Annotated in this window: 22 protein-coding genes; 9 read left to right on the top strand and 13 right to left on the bottom strand. The window is 38.0% G+C overall.

Translation table 11 applies throughout. The features are described from left to right. Window positions 1-5 precede the first annotated feature (5 nt). Window positions 6-821: a hypothetical protein gene (locus CLV96_RS07220; protein WP_004787566.1), complete on the bottom strand. Its 816-nt coding sequence runs from the start codon at window positions 819-821 to the stop codon at window positions 6-8. After that, window positions 821-1,720, bottom strand: coding sequence for a histone deacetylase family protein (locus tag CLV96_RS07225; protein WP_035982948.1), 900 nt, complete (start codon window positions 1,718-1,720; stop codon window positions 821-823). Before CLV96_RS07225 ends, CLV96_RS07220 begins: the two co-directional genes overlap by 1 nt. A 91-nt stretch (window positions 1,721-1,811) precedes the next feature. Here CLV96_RS07225 and pyk point away from each other — a divergent pair, with 91 nt between their 5' ends. After that, window positions 1,812-3,248, top strand: coding sequence for a pyruvate kinase (gene pyk, locus CLV96_RS07230; protein ID WP_004784302.1), 1,437 nt, complete (start codon window positions 1,812-1,814; stop codon window positions 3,246-3,248). Here the strand turns inward: pyk and CLV96_RS07235 are convergent. The 7 genes from CLV96_RS07235 to CLV96_RS07265 form a co-directional block, all read right to left on the bottom strand. Beyond that, window positions 3,241-4,491, bottom strand: coding sequence for a BaiN/RdsA family NAD(P)/FAD-dependent oxidoreductase (locus CLV96_RS07235; RefSeq protein ID WP_004785426.1), 1,251 nt, complete (start codon window positions 4,489-4,491; stop codon window positions 3,241-3,243). The two genes, pyk and CLV96_RS07235, sit on opposite strands and share 8 nt — an antisense overlap. Window positions 4,492-4,493: 2 nt before the next feature. Further along, window positions 4,494-4,916: a VOC family protein gene (locus CLV96_RS07240; protein WP_004787079.1), complete on the bottom strand. Its 423-nt coding sequence runs from the start codon at window positions 4,914-4,916 to the stop codon at window positions 4,494-4,496. A 9-nt stretch (window positions 4,917-4,925) separates the two neighbouring features. Then, complete coding sequence (locus CLV96_RS07245) at window positions 4,926-6,110, bottom strand: sterol desaturase family protein (RefSeq protein WP_004785272.1); 1,185 nt, start codon at window positions 6,108-6,110, stop codon at window positions 4,926-4,928. Window positions 6,111-6,251: 141 nt separating this feature from the next. Continuing rightward, window positions 6,252-6,863, bottom strand: coding sequence for an ABC-type transport auxiliary lipoprotein, LBF_0736 family (locus CLV96_RS07250; protein WP_004784795.1), 612 nt, complete (start codon window positions 6,861-6,863; stop codon window positions 6,252-6,254). 4 nt (window positions 6,864-6,867) lie between these two features. After that, complete coding sequence (locus tag CLV96_RS07255; RefSeq protein WP_004787290.1) at window positions 6,868-7,815, bottom strand: MlaD family protein; 948 nt, start codon at window positions 7,813-7,815, stop codon at window positions 6,868-6,870. Then, a complete protein-coding gene (locus tag CLV96_RS07260; RefSeq protein WP_004786946.1) occupies window positions 7,812-8,579 on the bottom strand; it encodes an ABC transporter ATP-binding protein in 768 nt (255 codons plus the stop codon). The genes CLV96_RS07255 and CLV96_RS07260 overlap by 4 nt, the downstream gene beginning before the upstream one ends. After that, on the bottom strand, window positions 8,576-9,700 hold the full coding sequence (locus tag CLV96_RS07265) for an MlaE family ABC transporter permease (protein ID WP_004785727.1): 1,125 nt from the start codon (window positions 9,698-9,700) through the stop codon (window positions 8,576-8,578). Before CLV96_RS07265 ends, CLV96_RS07260 begins: the two co-directional genes overlap by 4 nt. An 87-nt stretch (window positions 9,701-9,787) precedes the next feature. On the opposite strand from CLV96_RS07265, the gene CLV96_RS07270 reads away from it, so the two are divergent. The 8 genes from CLV96_RS07270 (at window position 9,788) to fliE (ending at window position 16,527) form a co-directional block, all read left to right on the top strand. Continuing rightward, window positions 9,788-10,876 carry an AraC family transcriptional regulator gene (locus CLV96_RS07270; RefSeq protein ID WP_004785294.1) on the top strand — a complete coding sequence of 363 codons (1,089 nt, stop codon included), beginning with the start codon at window positions 9,788-9,790 and terminating at the stop codon, window positions 10,874-10,876. Between the two features lie 116 nt (window positions 10,877-10,992). Beyond that, window positions 10,993-11,856: a sterol desaturase family protein gene (locus tag CLV96_RS07275; protein WP_004784308.1), complete on the top strand. Its 864-nt coding sequence runs from the start codon at window positions 10,993-10,995 to the stop codon at window positions 11,854-11,856. Between the two features lie 160 nt (window positions 11,857-12,016). Continuing rightward, window positions 12,017-12,373, top strand: a complete 357-nt coding sequence (locus CLV96_RS07280; RefSeq protein ID WP_004786709.1) for a YciI family protein — start codon at window positions 12,017-12,019, stop codon at window positions 12,371-12,373. Next, window positions 12,360-13,607, top strand: coding sequence for an RNA polymerase sigma factor (locus tag CLV96_RS07285; RefSeq protein WP_004786530.1), 1,248 nt, complete (start codon window positions 12,360-12,362; stop codon window positions 13,605-13,607). Before CLV96_RS07280 ends, CLV96_RS07285 begins: the two co-directional genes overlap by 14 nt. A gap of 86 nt (window positions 13,608-13,693) precedes the next feature. Continuing rightward, window positions 13,694-14,545, top strand: coding sequence for an SDR family NAD(P)-dependent oxidoreductase (locus tag CLV96_RS07290; RefSeq protein ID WP_004784685.1), 852 nt, complete (start codon window positions 13,694-13,696; stop codon window positions 14,543-14,545). Between the two features lie 613 nt (window positions 14,546-15,158). Next, window positions 15,159-15,590, top strand: coding sequence for a flagellar basal body rod protein FlgB (gene flgB, locus CLV96_RS07295; protein ID WP_002975016.1), 432 nt, complete (start codon window positions 15,159-15,161; stop codon window positions 15,588-15,590). Window positions 15,591-15,600: 10 nt separating this feature from the next. Continuing rightward, window positions 15,601-16,062 (top strand): flagellar basal body rod protein FlgC, encoded by a 462-nt coding sequence (gene flgC / locus CLV96_RS07300; RefSeq protein WP_004785607.1) that lies wholly within the window; start codon window positions 15,601-15,603, stop codon window positions 16,060-16,062. Between the two features lie 99 nt (window positions 16,063-16,161). After that, on the top strand, window positions 16,162-16,527 hold the full coding sequence (fliE, locus tag CLV96_RS07305; RefSeq protein ID WP_004784281.1) for a flagellar hook-basal body complex protein FliE: 366 nt from the start codon (window positions 16,162-16,164) through the stop codon (window positions 16,525-16,527). Window positions 16,528-16,597: 70 nt separating this feature from the next. On the opposite strand, the gene CLV96_RS07310 is transcribed toward fliE, so the two are convergent. Genes CLV96_RS07310 through CLV96_RS07325 form a run of 4 tightly spaced genes read right to left on the bottom strand, consistent with a single transcriptional unit; the run spans window position 16,598 to window position 20,494 of the window. Continuing rightward, window positions 16,598-17,035, bottom strand: coding sequence for a hypothetical protein (locus CLV96_RS07310; protein ID WP_004787249.1), 438 nt, complete (start codon window positions 17,033-17,035; stop codon window positions 16,598-16,600). A 13-nt stretch (window positions 17,036-17,048) separates the two neighbouring features. Continuing rightward, a complete protein-coding gene (locus CLV96_RS07315; RefSeq protein ID WP_004786573.1) occupies window positions 17,049-17,981 on the bottom strand; it encodes an MBL fold metallo-hydrolase in 933 nt (310 codons plus the stop codon). 60 nt (window positions 17,982-18,041) lie between these two features. Next, window positions 18,042-19,646 carry a glycerol-3-phosphate dehydrogenase/oxidase gene (locus CLV96_RS07320; RefSeq protein WP_004785394.1) on the bottom strand — a complete coding sequence of 535 codons (1,605 nt, stop codon included), beginning with the start codon at window positions 19,644-19,646 and terminating at the stop codon, window positions 18,042-18,044. Continuing rightward, window positions 19,643-20,494, bottom strand: coding sequence for an aminoglycoside phosphotransferase family protein (locus CLV96_RS07325; RefSeq protein WP_004784257.1), 852 nt, complete (start codon window positions 20,492-20,494; stop codon window positions 19,643-19,645). The genes CLV96_RS07320 and CLV96_RS07325 overlap by 4 nt, the downstream gene beginning before the upstream one ends. Window positions 20,495-20,509 lie beyond the last annotated feature (15 nt).

The raw sequence follows: 20,509 nt of genomic DNA on the forward strand, positions 1-20,509 counted from the left end.
TGGTCTTATTTTGAGACCAATGTGAATTTTAGTTTTTCTTTGACTTCCTCTACTTTTTTAAAATAAGCCTCATGGAAGACTTTTTTTTCTAAATAGGGGTCGGTGCAGGAAATCATCTCTCCATACTTCCACTCATACGGTTCCCCATTTTCATAACGAACTCTGTTCTGATGAATTTGAGAAGATAAACTTCGTAGATTGGTACCACGAAAATTTTTCACAAGGGCACGGAATGTTCCTTCTTTTTCTGGATCGATAAAACGAAACTTTCGTGAAAATAAGACTGCATCGTGAAAGTATTCAGGTACATTAAAAGCTCCTGATGTTCCCAATCTTTTTGAAAGGACTCGAATGAATTCTGTGAATTCATTTAAAACATTGAGTCCAGGATACTCTTGTCCAAAGTATAATTCCTTTTTGATGTCTCCAGGCTCAAAATTTATATTTTGTGTGAGAAGCCAGTCGATATAAATCATTGGGAATTGTTCATCATCACCTTTCATTTGAAATTGTGATACTTTCAAGCGAGTATGAACCAATATCTTTTTAGTTTCAGTTTTAATATAAATACGATTATCAAAATTGTTAAGAATTTCTAATTCGATGATTGGGTTTGGGAATCCTCGTTTTTCAACGGCTGAGATTAATCCAGCACTTACTAACAATTGTTCCACTTCATAATGTGTGAACCGATTAAACAACCGCGGCTCCATGTTGAGCGAAGTGTTTAGTTCTTTGGAGACATCAACTAAAGACAAATCATCTAAATTCAGCCAATCAGATTCGTTTTTCTTTTTGTCTGTAGAAGAGAATACTCCCATTATTTTTCACCGAATGCCGTGATCGTATTAAAATGAATTTCAACGGTATCACGAAAGTCACGAGCGTAACCACCAGCAAGTGTCACAACACATGGAACATTTAACGACTCTGCAAATTTGCGAACCATCAAATCCCTTTCTTTCAATCCTTTCATCGAAACTTTTAATTCTCCAAGAGAATCATCTTCATAAGGATCCGCTCCTGCAACATAATAAATTATATTGGAATCAAATTCTTTTCGGATTTGATTTAAGGATGTTTCTAACGTAGTCAAATACTCATCATCCTTTGTATTCGGTTCTAAGTTCACATCTAAGTTAGATACTTCTTTTTTTGGATAAAGATTACCTTGGTGCATCGAAAATGTGAAAACTTTGTCATCATATTGAAAAATATAAGAATTCCCATTGCCTTGGTGCAAATCTAAGTCAATGATAAGTGCGTTTAATTCTGGATTTGTTTCTTTTTGTTTTCGTATAGCTATAGCTACATCATTCAAATAACAAAACCCTTCTGCCTTGTCTGGGAAACTATGGTGATAACCTCCGCCCATATTAAAAGCAAATTGCGAAGTTTTTGAAAGTTCTGATGCCATTATCGTTCCACCCACGCCATACATAAAGCTTTCCACAATACTTCGATTAAGCGGAAGTTCTGAATACATCGTACGCGAAGTATGTTCATAACTAAACAAATCGTCCAAGTATTCTTTTGTATGAACGAGTTCTAAGTCAGCCTCTTCTGCTTTTTTAGGTAGCAAAATGTCCCAAGATGCATATACAGGATCTCTTTTGACACGATTATAAAGATGAGAATACTTATGAGCCGGGAACACATGACCCGGTAATTCGAGATTGTACGAAGAATGGTAGATGAGAGCGAGTGCATTAGATGCCATTAAAATGATATTTTTGTTAAAAATGACACAAGTCAATTCAAACCGTACAATTTACTTGCAGGAAAAATCAAAAAAGCTAAGAATAGGGTCTATGCCGGAAGACAGCAAAATCCCTAACAAACGCACGAAAATCATCTGCACCATTGGCCCTGCCTCAGCAAATCGCGAAACCATACTAAATCTTATTTATTCAGGAATGGATTTGGCACGGATGAATTTTTCCCATTCCACTCATGATTACCACAAAGATATCTTCGAATTATTGCGTGAATGTGAGCAAGAATCAGGTAAGTCCATCGGCATCCTTGCAGATTTACAAGGTCCCAAAATCAGAACCGGAAAATTAGGGACTGGGCCTTTGGAGCTCAAATCGGGTGATCAAATTGCTATCAATAACAAGTCGGATTTTCTTGGAACAAGGGAAGAAATTGGATGCACTTACCAATACATCTTAAATGACATTGATGTTGGGCATAAACTTTTGATTGATGATGGCAAACTTTCGTTCGTTGTAAAATCCAAAACAAAAGAAAAAGCAATTTTAGAAACCGTCATTGGAGGAACCTTAAAAGATAATAAAGGAATCAATCTTCCTGGAACTCCAATTTCCGCCCCTGCTCTTTCAGAAAAAGACATCGAAGATTTACAATTCGCATTATCCCTCGGAGTTGACTACATTGCTTTATCGTTTGTTCGACGAGCCAGTGATTTAGAGATGGCAAGACAATTTATGAAAGATAGTTATGCAGGACTCATCGCAAAAATTGAACGGCCTGAAGCCATTCAAAATATTGAAGAAATCATCGAAAACTGTGATGGTATCATGATCGCACGAGGAGACTTAGGTGTGGAGTTAGACACACAATATGTTCCCATCATTCAAAAAGAGATGATCACAAAACTTAACCAGCAAGGGAAACCAGTGATCACCGCAACACAAATGTTAGAAACTATGATTGATAATCCACGTCCCACTCGTGCTGAAGCAAGTGACGTTGCCAATGCTGTTATGGATGGAACAGATGCGGTAATGTTGTCAGGTGAAACTGCCTCGGGGAAATATCCAATAGAAACTGTCAAAACAATGACAAGTATCATCCAAGCTGCAGAAGAATCAGAAATATACTTATCTCATTTGAGAAATATGGATCGAACGGAATTTGAAGTTGAACGAACCGCCCTTGGAAGTGCTGCAGAATCAATTTCTCGATTGATCAATGCAAAGGCGATTATCAATTTCACAAGATCTGGATATTCATCACTACTATCATCCGAATTTCGTCCTTCGAAACCAATTTATTCATTCACACCATTTTTGGGTACAGCAAGAAAGATGCAGTTGTATTGGGGTGTGGAAGCTTATGTGATGCCGATGATGGATAAATTCCCTGATATGATTGCTTTTATGAGTAAAACTCTAAAATCAGAAGGTAAGTTAAAATCCGGAGATACTGTTGTAATACTATCAGGTGCGCCAGGATCGGTAGCACAAACTGTTGATTTTATTCAAATACACAGAATCAAATAACAACGACTTTACGAATGCCTCGGGCTGCGATGGTAGCCGTAGTCCAAGCATTCTGAAAATTAAACCCACCGGTAATTCCATCCACATCGATAACTTCGCCAGTAAAAAAAAGCCCAGGCGTTTTTTTACTTTCCATGGTTTGGAATTGTATATCTTTTCTAGAAACTCCGCCTGCCGTCACAAACTCTTCTTTGAATACTCCTTTCGCAACCATTCTTAATTTAGTCTGTGTTAGAGTAAGACTCAAATTTCGAATTTCCGATTTGGAAATATCTGAATAACGTTTATTTGGTTGAATCTTTGTTTCTTTTAATAACCACTCCCAAAATCGACTGGGAAGTTTCCAATCCGGATCTGGTGTCAATTTTTCTGCAGGAGATTTTTCTTTTTTTGAAAGGTAAATTTCCTCAATGTTTTGAGCCTTCCCCCCTCCAATCCAATTGATGGACAGATCTACTTTATAACTTTCTTCAAATAAATTCCGAGCTTCCCAAGCTGACAATCGTAAAGCGGCAGGACCGCTCAAACCCCAATGTGTAATCAGAATCGGACCTTTTTGTGGTTTGCCTTTGGGTAAAACTTTGATTTCAGAAAAAGGAACCACGAGGCCAGTTAATTCCATAAGATCAGTATTTTCCAAAGTCAAAGTGAAAAGAGAAGGGACTGGAGGAATGATTTTATGTCCTAATTTTTTCAGAATACTCCAAACCTTTCTGTTGGAACCGGTTGCGATGACAACAAAATCAAAAGTATCTTCCATACCACCTTCCCAAAGAACACGGAATTCATAAGAAAGATCCGATTTGGCGTTTGTATATATACCAACTAACCCTTGTTCAAAGTGAATTGGGATCTTTTTAGATTTTAATTCGTTTAGGAAACATTGGATGATCGTTTCAGAAGAATCTGTCGTTGGAAACATCCTTCCATCTGCTTCTGCTTTCAGAGAAACTCCCCTTTTCTCAAACCAATCGATCGTATTTTTGGGTCCAAAACTTTCAAAAGCCCATCGTAGTTCCTTGTTTCCTCTTGGGTAACGATCAGAAAGAAGTTCTGGATCAAAAAGGTTATGGGTTACATTGCATCTCCCACCACCGGATATTCGAAGTTTAGAAAGAGGTTCTTTCGATTTTTCAAAAATTTGAATTTCACATAAACCTTGTAACTCAGCTTCGATCTGTAGTGCTGCAAAACATCCTGAAGCACCCGCACCGATAATGGCAACTCTTGGTTTTTTTTTCAATCTTACCACTCACCAGTATTTGGCATAGATACCCAAGGTTCCTTAGGAGGTAACGGATTCCCTTTTTGTAAAAGCTCAATTGAAATGAGATCAGGTGACCTAACAAACGCCATACGACCATCGCGCGGGGGACGATTGATTTGAACTCCCATTTTCTGAATTCGTTCACAAGTAAGATAAATATCATCTACCTCATATGCCAAATGACCAAAATTTCTACCCACCGTATATGGATCCGTTTGGCCCCAATTGTATGTGAGTTCGATCTCTGGGGCTTCTGCATCACCTGTAGACAAAAACACAAGAGTGAATTTGCCTTCCGGGTGTTCATTCCTTCGGGTGACTTTTAAACCAAGGATATCCACAAAAAAATTTAAAGCACGGTCCAAATCCAATACACGAATCATTGTATGTAAATATTTCATATTTTCCTACTATAAGAAAAAATAGCCGAGAAGCACAAGCCAAGAAATATATTTTGGAATCTCAAATCGGAACCAATTTCTTTCGCCTTCCAAAAGCCTTCCCAAGGAAACAAAAGAAAAAACCAAAAGAAAAAATACAGAGATTGTTTCTCCCAAAGAATAAAGATGCATTCTTTTTAAAAAGTATAGAGTAAATGCAGTAGGGATCAAAAAAGAAATCAAAAGATAAACTCGATCAATTGATGTTCCCACTTTACGTCTGTATTGTGGTAATCTAGATTTTCTATCAATATCCCACTTGTTATGATTCAACCATATTTTTGGGTCTCTGACACCGCGGTCAAGAATCGATTGGAGGTCATCAGGCCGAACAGAAGGGTAAGAAAAAAAAGAACGAATCCCTTGCCACTTATATTTTGTTTTCCACAAATCGCCAAACAAATCACGGAACACATGAAGTTCCGCCTTCACTGGATCATAAGTATTCAGTTGAGAAACAAGTCCATATCTAGGTTCTTGTTTTTCTTCACAAAAAGTTCCAAAAATACGATCCCAAATGATAAACACTCCTCCATAGTTTCTATCAATATATTCTGGATTCATAGCATGGTGGACCCTATGATGAGATGGTGTTACAAATATAAATTCGAACCACTTGTTGAGTTTTTTAATAGTGCGAGTATGAACCCAGAATTGATATGTACGATTTAATGCATCAATGATCAAATAAGATTCCACTGGGAATCCAAGAAGAGAAAGAGGCAAATAAAATAGTCCGATTCCTATATTACGAACAAAAGACTGCCGAAGAGCAACAGACAAATTAAATTCTTCACTTGAATGATGTACTACATGAGAAGCCCACAAAACTTTGATTTCATGGCTATAACGATGAGCCCAATAAAACAAAAAATCGAGGAGTATAAAAAGGAGAATCCAATGAAAAGGAGAAGATGTTGATAAAAAGATTTTTGAAAGAAAGGTAATCCCCCAAGAAATTTTGTATAATTCATTGTATACAAAAACCAAACCGAGAAGGATCATACCGTCAAAAATTCGGCTGAGCACTCCCAAACTCAAATCAGCCAAAGAATCTTCATAAAAATAATAATCTTGTTTTCTTAAACGAGTGTAAATTACCTCGAGTAGTAAAAGTAGAATGTAAAATGGTGCAATGGATTCAATGAGTCGCATAGTACGTCCTTTAAGATCTTACTATTGACACTAGTTTTTATAGAAAAGCAACCTCCTTTCTGATAAGCTCCGTGTATCTTTTAAAGAAAAAAACACATTAAACCGGAACTGTTACTTTATGAGTTTTTTTGAATCCCAAACTCATTTTAACCTCGTGCTTAGATCGACATTTAACTCATTGAACGTATTGGTGAGACCAAGATTCCACCCAAGAACCAAAGCCTCGGAATCTTTTTTTTCAATGGGTTGGATTTGTTTATAAGTTTTTCGGAATACAGGAGTGGAAATAGAATCCTTATCTTCATATACCACAATCTCAAATTCTAGAACCGCTTTTGGTTCTTTCGTACGAAAGTCACCATACATTTGGGAAAGGTTTAATTCAATAAAATGCGTAACATTGATTCTGGTGTTCATACTCGCATCCCATTCAAAGTTACCTGACTTCAAAAGAGAACGGACAAACTCTTCCTTAAAGTTATGGGCCGGCGGAATAAAAAAACTATTATAAAAATCGGATTCGTATACAGCATTTTCTTTGCGATACACAAATTCTTTTCCTTCGAATCTTTGGGATATAAAAACCTTTCGAACAATAAAAGTCCTTGGCTTCGGAACAGCAAACAATTGTTTGATTTCACCAACCTCGATTAAAAAAAATCTTTTTTCAGGAAAAGTTTTACTAACGCCAAAACACTGGGTTAAAATAAATGTGAATCCAATTAAAATAAAAAAACGGGTCAAAGCTTTCATACTTTTATTTCCAAAGTTTAGACTTGTTTGGTGCTTCTCCGAAAAGAAACTGAGATGGGTATTTTTTAGCATTCGATGTCACTTCTTTTAAGTCCTCTGATGCAATGCGTAAATTTTCAATTGATGTAGATATATCGCCCTGATTCGCTACAAGGAGTGTATCCAAACGTTTTAAAGTAGTTTGTAATTGTGTAACAGATGCATCTAATTTTTTTGGCAATCCTTGCGTTTCAGGACTCGCAATGAGTGCTTTGACCTCTGCGTTTGTTTTACGAAGGTCTACAAGAAGCCCTGTAGATTCACGTGCCAAATCTCCCAACTTTGCTTCTTGGATGGTTTGGTTCAAATTTCGAATGAGTTCACCCACACCCAATAGAATTTTATCAACATCTGCTTTTTCAACTTTGTCAAAAAATTTATCTACGGAAGCAGTGAAACGAGAGATTGTACTTGGTGCAGAAGGAATGTAAATTGTTTTTGGTTCCCATTCAATAGACAAAGGAGGATTTTTTTCTGGATTTAAATAGTCAACTTCGAGGTAGGCAGTTCCAGTTAACCCTTGCGATGCGAGACGCACACGAAGCCCGCTCTGGATCATTCTCTGCACAGTTTTCTTTAAATCATTTCCATAAACACCTTTCACAAAATCAGGAACGGACATTTTAATTAAAACATATCTTCCATACCGAAGTTCTGTATCTTCTGTGAGTTTGTCCGAATATTCATTTTGTACAAAAGTGATCTCTTGGACTGTTCCGACTTTTACACCACGGTGTTTCACTGGAGAACCGATATCGAGACCTTGGACCGATTCATCGAAATAAGTCTCAAGGCTGACCGATCTTTGAAAGATGTTTCCGGCAGTGAATACAATCAAAAACAAAATCAGTGTAAAAAAACTAACTAGGACAAAAATCCCAACTTTGAAATAAATTTTATTCGATTGGTTCATAATTGAGAACTCTCCTGAGGGATACGGTTGAAGAATTGTTTTACAAAAGGGTCTTTTGATTTTTCTTTTAAGTCTTTCGGTTTGCCTTCTGCAATGATTCCTTTTTTACCTTTGTCTAAAACAATCACTCTATCCGCCATAGTAAACACGGAAGGAAGTTCATGTGTTACGATTACAAAAGTAACTCCTAGTGTTCTCGACAAACGAATGATTAGGTGGTCTAATTCCACGCTTGTGATCGGATCTAATCCTGCACTAGGTTCATCTAAAAATAGAATCTCTGGATCCATTGCCATAGCACGAGCAATGGCCGCACGTTTTTTCATACCGCCCGAAAGTTCAGCAGGATACAGATGAGCAAAGGGGAAAAGCCCAACCATTTTTAATTTGGTCATGGCAATTTCATTCATGATTGGCAAAGGGAGTTTTGTAAATTCTTCTAAAGGTAATCGAATATTCTCTAATAAGGACATGGACCCAAACAAAGCACTTTGTTGGTACATCACTCCAATTCGGTTCCAGATTTCTATTTTTTTCTTTCCTTCTGCCAAAACGATGTCATCTTCATCAATCCATATACGACCACTAAATGGTGATGTTAAACCAATCATATTTTTTAAAACCGTAGATTTACCACAGCCTGAACCGCCGAGAATTCCAAATATTTCTCCTCGGTTCACTTCAAATGAGATATCTTCCATAATGACAGTATGGCCATATCCCGTTGTCAAATGTTCCACTCGAATGATTGGTTTTTCTTTCATATTCGTAAATAAAAGTATAAGACGGAAAAAATTCCATCTAGGATGGAAACAAGTATGATAGAACCAACAACGGCTGAGGTGGTAGATTCTCCAACAGCTCCTGCTCCCGATGCAGTTTTTAGACCTCGATAACAACCAATGGATGCAATGATCATCCCAAAAAAATAAGATTTTAAGAGTCCACCTAAAATATCGGACAAACCCACTGCCAAATTCACTTGGTTGATGAAAGTAATGAGTGGGAAACCAAAACTAATCAACACCACTGCTCCACCGATAAGTCCAAATAGATTAAAGACAATGGTGAGGAGAGGAGTCATGAGTAAAGACGCCACCAAACGAGGGATAATGAGAAATTGAACCGGAGGAAGACCCATCGTAGTCAATGCATCAATTTCTTCAGAAACTTTCATAGTTCCCAGCTCCGCAGCAAATGCAGAACCAGACCTTCCAGAAAGAATGAAAGCTGTCATCAGTGGACCAAGCTCCCGAAACAAAGAAAGACCCACAAGATTTGCGACAAAAATTTCTGCTCCAAACCTTCTCATAGGAATTGCTGATTGGAAGGACATGATAAGGCCAAGCAAAAATCCAATCATTGCAATGATTGGGAATGCATTAACCCCCATAGATTCAGCTACGCGAAAGGTATCTTTCCATCGGATTTTAGAAGGATGCAAAAAAGATCGCCAAAAAGAAACCGTAAGTTCACCTGTAAAAGTGATTAAGTATTTGAACTCTAACAAAGAATCAATGGTAAGTTTTCCGATTTTTTCTGATCTTCTCAAAGAGTAAGAATGTGTTTCTTTATTTTTTTTGCTATCGTCTTCGGAAACACTTAGGCGGTATCTAAATTGTTCACCTAATCCATATAAGGTGAATTGAATTTTTCTTTGTTCACATTCCAATCGAATTAGTTTTAAAAATGAAACCCCGGAAGAATCTGCTTCTGTCAAATTACCTGCATGTACGACGACAGAGCGAGGGGGATTTTTTTTTATGATATCGAAAAAGGTTGTCCAATCTTTTCCGGTTTCCGAGGCAGTAAAGACCGCCGGGAGATGGATTTCTAAGTTGCTTCCTTCCCAAAGAAAGGAGGATTGTCGATGAATGGTATCCACGTTTCAAACGTAATTCTAATTCGGAACGAACCCGAGGCAAGTGATTTTATTTTACAATCCAATCGATTGATTCAAATATGAACCACAATGTGGAATCTCACAAGTCATTTGATTGCTTTTTCTGCAGGACTTTCTCTACTCTTTGCCTGGGGAGAATTCCTGAGAAAAAACTCGAGTGGGCAAACCAAAGTGCAGGGTTTATTATTTCTCTTTGCAGCAATGTTCCAAGCGCATACCTTTTTTACGACCAGTGGACTTTACCAACTTTTTCCGCATTTTTATTTGATCCATTTGCCTTTCACGGCATGTATTGGTGCCCTCCTCAAACGATATTTTTCAGAACTTTGGGATGAAAGTCCCAATAGAAATCAATTTTCATTTTGGGAACTGGTTCCCGCAGCCATTGTTACCATCCTTCTGACTCCTTTTTACCTTTCTTCGGCTTCCGAAAAAATTGCGCTCCACACAAAATATTTGTTAGAAGGAGTTCCGCTTAAATTTCAAATCACAATTCTCATAGCAGTTTTTCCCATATTTTATGCTGCTTTTTACGTCTTCGGACAAATGGTAAAATACATTCGTTTGGAACGTTTCAAAAGTTCAGCTCATCTTCGTTTGGTGGGAATTGTTGTAGGGATTGGCGCTTTTTCAAGTTTGATAGGAGTTTACACTTTATTTTTCCACCAAAGACATGGACTCGAATTGGTATCCACCTTTATTGCGTTACTTTTGATTGGCATTTACTTACTCAGACAAAAAAGTCCAGAACTATGGGGTGAGGTACAAAGGATTGTGATTGAAGAAAAAAAATACCAAACATCCCAATTGGGTGGATTCAATTTGGAAACACTCCAAAACCAACTGATCCATTTGATGGAAGATGAAAGAATCTATCGTGATGAAAGTATCAATTTAGAAAAGTTAGCCAACCAAATGGATCTTTCCGAACACCAACTTTCAGAATATTTGAACCTCCACCAAAAAAAGAGTTTTTTTCATCTAGTCAACCACTACCGAATCCGCGAAGCAAAGGAACTTTTTGCTTCGCACCCGGAACGAAATATCCTTACCATCGCTTATGATGTTGGTTTCCCTTCTAAATCCACTTTCTATGACGCCTTCAAACGGGAGGTAGGTACAAGTCCTAGTGAATTTAGAAAGTCACTTGGGAAATGATCCGGATGGACCCGATCGGAATCTTTTTTTATTCCGGCTTTACCGATCCGGTCGATTTGAATTTTGTTTTTTGTTAAAATGATTTCATTCTCGAGACAAAGGGGTAGGAGAGTTTTATGTTTGGTGGACCTGTTGAGTGTGATTTAGTTTTAGATTGTGTAACCAAAATTGGTTTCACACAAGGTGTTTTAAATTTTCTGCGTTATTACCCAATTGCAGGATTTGCATTTCTCTTATTCTATGTTTGGCGAAAGGGTTTTTTTGAAACCTATCGCATCCAAAAAGTTTATCCTAAAGCTGAAAAAGTTTGGAAAGAGTTTCGCCAATCTGCGATTACACTAATTGTTTTCACTTTAGTTGCAGTCACGAATATCACTTTGATGAAAGCAAAAATTGTCCCAAGTGCTGTGTATTTCGGACCGGTTACAGGATGGTCAGGAATCGGATATATTATCCTTAGTTTCCTACTTTTCACAATTTGGCATGAAACTTGGTTCTATTGGATGCATAGATTCGCTCATATAAAAAAAGTTTACCCACATGTCCATTCGGAACACCACCAATCAGTCAACCCTTCTCCACTTGCTGCTTACCGGTTTCAAGCAACAGAAGCTTTTTTAGAAGCCATCTACATTGTTCCTTTTGTTATGTTTGTTCCTGTACATTTTTATGTGGTCTTATTCCATACCTTTTATGCGATGATTCTGAATATTTGGTGGCATTTAGGATATGAGTTTTTCCCAAAAGGTTGGGCTTCTCACCCAATTACCAAATGGATCAATACATCCACTCACCATAACCTCCATCACCAAAAATTCCAGGGCAACTATTCCCTTTATTTCAATGTATGGGACCGTTTGATGGGAACAAACTTTCCATATTATGAATCTTACTATGAGCAAGTCACAGAAGAAAGAGACAGAAAACGAAGAGAACAAAAACCAAAGAAAAAAGTGGGAGCTGAAGTGTTAGCTTCTTAAAAAGGTTTAGGTGATCTACAAAGGCCAAGAGATGAGTCCAGACGATCGATTTTGAACTTTTTTTTACAATTACCACAAAGGAAACTGGTATGGATGGGATTTTTTTTCTCATCCATGTCCCCATTTCCAAAATGGAAACGTTATTCATTTGAGGTAAAAAATGAAAGAGTTCACATTAATTTTTCGAAATAGCAACCAAGAGGGCGAGAGGCCTTCCCCTGACCAAATGCAAAAAGTGTTACAGGAATGGATGGGTTGGATGGCCAATTTATCGGCGAAAGACCAATTGGCTGACAAAGGAAACCGTTTGGCGATTACAGATTCAAAAACGGTTCATCCGGGTAATTTGGTCACGGATGGGCCTTACACTGAGATCAAAGAATTCATCAATGGTTATATCATTGTTAGATCAGAATCACTTTCTGGAGCAGTTGAAATTGCCAAGGGTTGTCCTATTTTAAAAATCGGAGGAAATGTCGAAGTTCGAAAAGTCGTAACTCCTGATGACCATAGTTAATCAAGAAACCCAAATCCTCTCGGATTTGTTTCGTAGAGAACAAGTGAAAATGACGGCCGTTTTGTGCCGTCATTTTAGTTTAAAAGATCTTGATCTCGTTGAGGACATTATTGCTGAAACTTTTTTACGAGCCATCGAAGTTTGGCCACAAAATGGAATCCCAGAAAATCCTTCTGCTTGGCTTTACACTGTTGCCAAAAATATAGCAAAAGATGGTTTTAGAAAAAAAACATCCGAAACAAAAAAAATAAATAATATTCTAAACTCAAATTTCGAGGAACAACAAGACATTAGTTTTGAAGAAAGTTTGATTACCGATAGCCAGCTCGCAATGATCTTTGCTGTTTGTGAAAATTCGATTTCTCCAAAAAGTAGAGTCTGTTTAAGTTTACAAATTTTATGTGGCTTTAGCGTTGAAGAAATAGGATTTGCTCTTCATTCAAACAAAGAAGCGGTAAAAAAAATTCTATTCCGAGCACGCGAACAATTACGAGAATCAAAGTTTAAAATTAAAGATCTTAACATTGATGAAATTAAATTGAGAATGGACTCTGTTCTTTTAACAATTTACCTTTTATTTAATGAAGGTTACTCATCAAAAACAAACGACTCCGTAATTCGAATTGATTTAATTAAACAAGCTATGAATCTGGGACTCTCCCTTACCCTTTCAAAATCTACTAAAACACCTGAATTGTTAGCCCTAATGTCACTTTTTTGTTTTCAGGCATCTCGTCTCGACTCTCGCACAAACAGTCAGGGGTCAGTTGTTATTTTTACAGACCAAGATAAATCCAAATGGGACCAAGACCTGATTCAAAAGGGAAATGAATATTTTTTAGAGGCATTTAGCACAACTTCACGCTCGAGATACCATTATGAAGCAGCCATTGCCTATTGGCATACTCAAGAAGAATCATTAGAAAAATGGAAATACATTTTAAATATATATGATAATTTTTCGGAAATTTACAACTCTCCATCTGTTTTTTTAAACAGAGTTTTTGCCTACTCAAAAGTTTATGGGAAACAAAAAGCATTGGAAGAGATAAGAGTTTATAATGATTATAAAAATCGTGATTATCATTCGTTACTTGGATACTTATATTCTAATTCCAATATTGAATTGGCCTCATTACATTATCAGAAGGCGATTCAAATGACAAAATCCAAAAAAGAAATCGCACTTTTGGAACAAAAAATCAATGAACTTACCTTAGAAGAAACCCAATAAAGAAACAAATTCAGAATTTGATTCTTTTTGAATAACATGTTGACCATTTGTATAGATGATTCCTTAACAGAGATAAGAGGAATGTTATGGTTTATCAAATCCAAGACAAGGTAATCCTGATTACTGGAGCAGCTGGTGGGATTGGTGCGGCTTGTGCAAGAGAATTATATGCAGAAGGCGCCAAACTTGTATTAACGGATATATCTCAAAAATCAGTTGATACATTGGCAGCTGAGTTTGCAAAAGAAAGAGTTTTAGCAATGGCAATGAATGTAACTGATTGGAAATCCATAAAAAAAGTAACGAACATCGCCGTTTCCACTTTTGGGAAAATTGATATTGTATTTGCCAATGCTGGAATTTCATGGAAAGAATCTGCTTATACTGTTCTTAATTGTGATGAATCTGAATTTGAAAAGATTTTGGACGTAGATTTGTTTGGTGTTTGGCGCACAATTAAATCAGCCTTACCGGAAATTGTAAAAAACAAAGGCCAAGTGGTTGTGACTTCATCTATCTACGCCTTCACAAATGGAATGTGTAATGCACCGTATGCCACTTCCAAAGCAGGGATTGAAATGTTAGCACGTTCTCTTCGGGCAGAGCTTGCTGGAAAGTCTGCAAGTGCCAGTGTATTGTATCCTGGTTGGATTACTACACCTCTGACAACGGATGTTTTTGGAGGAGACCGTTTAACAACAAATATGCGAGAAATTGGATTTCCTCCTATTTTAAGAAAAGCCATCCCACCCGAAAGAGTAGCTAAGGCATTGGCAAAAGGTTTGAAACACCGGAAACCAAGAATCATCGTACCGGCGCGTTGGGTTCCCATCCAACTCTTCCGGGGAATTGTAGGAATTTTTTCTGACTCATTTTTGGCCAACAACTCTCGCATCCAGTCTCTACTTCTGGAATTGGAGTGTAGGACTAAGAGATAAGAATGGAATCAGGGAAGTGAATTTCGAGGATGAGTGCGTATCTTTTTCATCCGGTTGAAAAGGTAAGTGACTTACCTTTTTCAGTGGCTTTCCTTCGATGCCCCCTTGTCAAAGAAACTGACTTACGATTGACAGCGACTTTCTAAATTCAGTCACTTTCTTTTTTCACGCGCTTTCCAAAGTAACCGACTCACCTTTTCCACCGACTCTCACTATCTAGCCGATGTGAAAAATAAGCCCGTTTCCTTTCCCAGCAAGTTTCCATAGTAACCGAATCTACCGTCTCTATCAGGTTCTCTTCTCTTCCATCGATCAACTTCCAACCAGATCGGCTCAAATTGATATCCAAAGACCTCTCTTACCGAACTCGGATTCTAGTTCCATAACCCGCGCGGCAGGGATCGAGCGGAAATCCCTCCCCGAATGGTTTTACGTTCGTCCATTCAGTAGAAAGCATTGGGGAGGATTGGAGGGAGAGCCCGACCCGGGCAGCATATCATTTTGGTTTTAGAATCCAATTGGGGCCGCCAAAAAAAAATCATAGAGAAGGGACATAAAATGCTTTAGGGGGAAGAAAAACCGGTCGAAGGGGAAAGTAGAGAGGAAGAGAAATATGTTTGAAGCAACACATTTCATGAAAACTCAGGACCTTTTGGAACGTGGCCTCGGTGCGGCGACCCAGAGGCGAAAAGTCATTACAGATAATATTGCCAATGCAGATGTACCCAACTTCAAACGTTCGGAAGTGGTGTTTGAATCAATGCTCAAACGGGCCATTGAATCAGAGAAAATCGAAAAGGACAAAGCAGTTCCAACAAAAATCACAAACGACCGCCATATTGAATTTTTTAAACCTTTAGATTACCGGGATGCCAAACCAAAAACCAATTTGGACTATCTGACTACGATGAGACCTGATGGAAACAACGTAGACATTGAAAAAGAAGTGGTAGAAGCAAACCAAAACCAAATGAGTTACAGCCTGATGATTGATAGACTCAACCAAAACAACCGCCTTCTCAACATTGTGATGAGAACCAACTAAGGAGTAAATTATGGGAATGTTTGATTCGATTAATATATCTGCTACTGGACTTTCCGCACAAAGACTCAGAATGGATGTTATTTCAAATAACATCGCTAACTCGACAACAACGAGAAACACCAATGGTGACGGCCCTTTTAGACGGGACCGTATTATCCTAACACCAATTAACTTAAGGACCAATTGGAAAAGTCCGGTGTATCCTTTTGGTGTGGCTCCTGGTGAAGGCAAAGGGGTAAAGGTGATGAAAATCGAAAAGGACATGAGCCCACTTCGTTTGACTTATGATCCAACTCACCCGGATGCCATCCAAACTGGCCCAAAAAAAGGATATGTAGAACTTCCGAATATCAATATCGTAACAGAGATGACAGATATGATTTCCGCTTCCCGGTCTTATGAGGCCAATGTCCAACTCATCAATGGATCGAAAGCTATGATGAACAAGGCGATGGAGATCGGTCGGGCGTAAAGACCCGGCCAAACTCACGATTCTCACTTTTTTTAATGTGACATAATTTTTTCCTTTAGGTTTTCTCGATTTCGCCGAAAAATAGAATGAGGAAAGACCATGTCCATTGATCGCATTTCAAACATCAGTTCCCAAACGTATAAACCACATTCCCTACTCCCGCAAGGTGATCAGGTAGGAATCTTTCGCTCCAATGAACGCCATTACGGTAAAACGAATGAAGCCAAGTCTCCCGATGAAGTCGCCGGAACTTTTGGAGATGCATTGAAAAAGGCCTTTGAACAAGTGAATGACCAACAAGTGGAAGCGGATGAACTCACGCAAAAAATAGTTTTTGATCCAAACTCCGTGGAACTTCATGACGTGATGATCGCGGCAGAAAAAGCAAGAATCTCTTTGACATTTGCAAAAACAATGTCAGATGGATTTGTAAGAGCTTACCGAGAACTCACCACTCTCAGATAAAATTTAAACCTCTAAACCGATCGGGATGACTCGAAGTTTTTTTCAAAATTGTTTCGATCCAAACAATGGACTATGGGGTAGGACGACCAAACACGCGTTCGACTGCCTCATACCGAATTTCAATTTTATCATTGGGGCTAACACGTATTCCACGTTTCATTTGAACCCCATCAATTTTTTCCTCATTCACATATACCACCCAACCTTCTGACCAAGAATTTGATTTTCCATTCACTTCCATAATTTCTTCAGTCCTATTGGTAGAAATAAAACGCATTGCTGGATCTTCTTTTTTGGACAACTCAGCGAGAATCAAAAGCAAATCCTTCGATTCAAACAACGAAGAAGGAATGAATTTTGTTTCTTCATACTCATCTGATATAAATCGAATCTGGATTTGAGGATCCTTGGATGGTTTCGATTTGGTTCGTAATGAACATTGTAATGCCAACAAAACCAAAATGGGAATGATGCTTAAAAAAAATAAATGCGGTCTAAATGAGAACATAGTCCGAATCTAGTCATCCTTTTGGCTGTTTCTTTTCAAAAGCAAATACTAAACCTTGCGCATTTAAATTTACATCCAGATGCAATAACTTCCAATCAGATTCTGTCAGAACAATGGAATTTTTGTTTGCTAGAGTTTGGATCATCTCTTTCACTTTAGATTCCATAAATGGGAGACGTTCTTCTTTGGGGATCGTCTCTAAAATTTGAATGGCTTCCCTGCATAAAGTGAGTCCTAACTTCAAATCCTCTGCATTCTTTTTTAAATCGCCAATCGGACCATAGTGAGTGAGATAAGCGATCGCTGCTCCAGTATCCAAAATCCGATCAAGTGAATGAACCGCTTCCTCTGCATCAAAGTCAGTTGGTGTTGTTGTGGGAAAAATAAATCTTTTTCTGTTTTCTAAATGAGGGTAAGAAATACCAAAAGAATCACCAGTATAAATCCCATTTGTTTTTTTGTCATAAATACAGAAGTGATGGTTCGCATGTCCTTTCGTGTAAATAAACTGAAGTGAATGATCTCTCCAAGTGAACCATTCTCCATCTTCCATTACACGAACTCTATCCTTAGGGATTGGTTTGATTTCACCATATAAAGAATCAAAGTTTTCTTTTCCATAAACGGAAGTTGCACTTTTGATTAACAAACTAGGATCGATCAAGTGTTTGGCGGTTTTGGGATGAGCAAGAAGAGTTGCATTGGGACAGGATTCGAGAAGTGCCCAAGCTCCACCGGCATGGTCTAAATGCACATGGGTCACAATGACAAAGTCGAGGTTGTTCCGATTGATTCCTTCAGCCTCCATGACTTTAAGAATTTTTGGAATGGCATGGGTCGTGTTGGTTTCCACAACCACCCCATGACCTTCCTCCTCTAAAAGATAGGCCGAAGCCACCTCCGTGTAGTTTGCATACTCTGTATCAATTGTGATCACTTTACCCATACCAAAATAGTAAATGGGAAAAGTGATCTTTGTCAGCCGAAAATTAACAAACGGGCAGAATCAAACAGGTAATTTTAAAATTTTGTAAATTGATTCGGTTTCTTTCTTTTTTGTTTCTTCTGACCAGTTCCATTCTGCAGCAGCCGTATCAATAATCGCTTTCATGATTTCATCGGAGAGAATTCCGAGAGTGCCAAGACCTGTTCTTCTTAAGAAAATGTCTGAAAGGGATTTTGCCATTTCGTAACGAATTACATAGACAACTTCTGCCAATATTTCTCCATCTGCATTCAAAACAGCTGCTAAGTTTTTTGTCTTTCTTGCCAATTCCAAAATGATTTCATATTGCAATCCATAATGACGAACCAAATAATCGATTGTCTTTTCAGAGAATTCTGTGTTCTGTTTCTGAGCCCCTTGGATGAAAATTTCAATATTGGGGATTTGTGAAGCATATAAGTATTGTTTTGCGGAAATGTTCTCTGTGGATTTTTTCTTAAGTTTCTTTTTGATCCTTTTAAAAATTGATTCAGCAAAATGTCTGCTTGTGGTGTATTTTCCGCCTGCTGCGGTGATGAGGCCTTGGATTCCATCCCGCGAATGATCATAAAGTTCTGACCTTCTGGATGCAGAATAGGTATCATCCGAACTTTCGATGAGTGGACGAAGACCGCCATATGCAAATACCACATCATCTATCGACAACTTCTCCTTAATATGAGATGTTTCATTGATATAATCGATAAACTCGAGGATACTTTCTTTGGTCAGTTTCCAATCTTCCACATTCCCAAAATAAGATTTTTCAGTTGGCCCAATCATCGAATGTCCTCGCCAAGGGGCAAAACTAAAATGACCTTTCTCTCCCACATAAAGTGTCATCAAGTTTGTTAACTTTTTTGTGATGATATAAATTCCTTCCGACCTTTTTTTCGGCATGGGCTGCTCTGTTTTCGGAGATTTAGAAAGTATATTATGAGTCCAAGGACCTGAAGCATTGATCGTTACCTTAGAACGAATTTGGTATTTTTTTTGCGACAAAGCATCGTGGACTTGAATCCCTACAACCGCATTCTCATGCCAAATCAAATCATCAACAACCGTGTAGTTCGCAATTTTGGCACCATACGAAACAGCAGATTTCAAAAAACTAAGAGTTAATCTTTCTGGACTCAAACAAATGGCATCATAAAAGAAAGCAGCATCTTCAAAATCACCTAAATTCTGTTCCAAGAGTTCTTTTCGTTTCAAGTATTTATGATTGGGAATTTGTTTGGACTCATCCCAAGTCCACTTACTATCAAAAGAAAGAAGATCATAAACAAAAAGTCCAATCCTTGCTATGAGTCCGGGTTTTGGGAGTACCATTGGGTAGGGATATACTAAATTAGGTGCAATATTAGAAAGTATCCTTCTTTCTTTTAATGCTTCTCTGACAAGGCCGATTTCAAATTGTTTTAGATAACGAAGCCCGCCATGAATTAATTTTCCCGTGGCAGCAGAGGTGGCTCCACCAAAATCTTTTTTTTCAATAAGAGCAACCGTATAACCACGGCTTGCTGCTTCGTATGCCAAGGTGGCGCCGGTGATTCCTCCTCCGATGATTGTGACATCAAATTCTTCACCGTTATATGAATCGATAAAACGATCTAACTTTAAATTCATACCTTACCGCCATTTGCCACCAAACGAGTGATTTGTGTTTTTAAACTTTCTCTTTCACTTTCAATATTCCATAGACCCAATCGAAGGATGAGCGCAGGCAGTCTCCAAGCAGCAATCTGGGCATCAGTCATCCCACTTAAATTCTTATATACCTTTAAATACCCACTCAGAATAAACTTTCGGATGATTGTATAAAAGATGATTTTTAATTTTGGTGTTCCTGGCCAAAGTTCCCCATCAGTAAACAGAAGGAAGGTGAAAGCAACATCACAAGCAGGATTTCCCTTTGCTGCAGTCATCCAATCGATGATGATCTCATCATTTCCTTCTACGATCACGTTTTCTGGATGAAAATCCAAATGAAGGATAGAATTTCCATTGGGTAATCCAGCAATATAGGATTTAGCATTTTCTTTTTCACCAACGCTTAAAAAAGAAAGTGGTTTTGAGTCCAAACAATGTTTCAGAATTTCCTTAACATCTTTAAAATGTTCCGATTTAATTTGATGGATGCCGAAATGCAAACGAGCTAATTTCCCCGCGATTCGAAAAAGTTCCAATGGGTTTTTATCAGGAAGTTTAGTGAGTGAAATTCCATTCAACCTGTCGAAAATGATTCCAAATCGATTCTCTACTTTGGCTTTCCCGTAACACCGCATCTTAGATGCGCCTTTTCTGTTAGCCTCAATGGTATTTTCTACTTCTAAATCAATTTCCGATTCTTTTGCCTCTGGAAAAAAAAGTTTTAGGATTTTATTCTCAGGCAAGGCAAATAGATCTGCCGATCTTCCAATTGCAATAGGTTTCCCCAAACTTTTCATACTGTAATCTTTGTTTTGTTTATCCATTTCCTATTCCCGAAC

Origin of the sequence: Leptospira meyeri (assembly GCF_004368965.1) — a bacterium.
Classification (GTDB): domain Bacteria; phylum Spirochaetota; class Leptospiria; order Leptospirales; family Leptospiraceae; genus Leptospira_A; species Leptospira_A meyeri.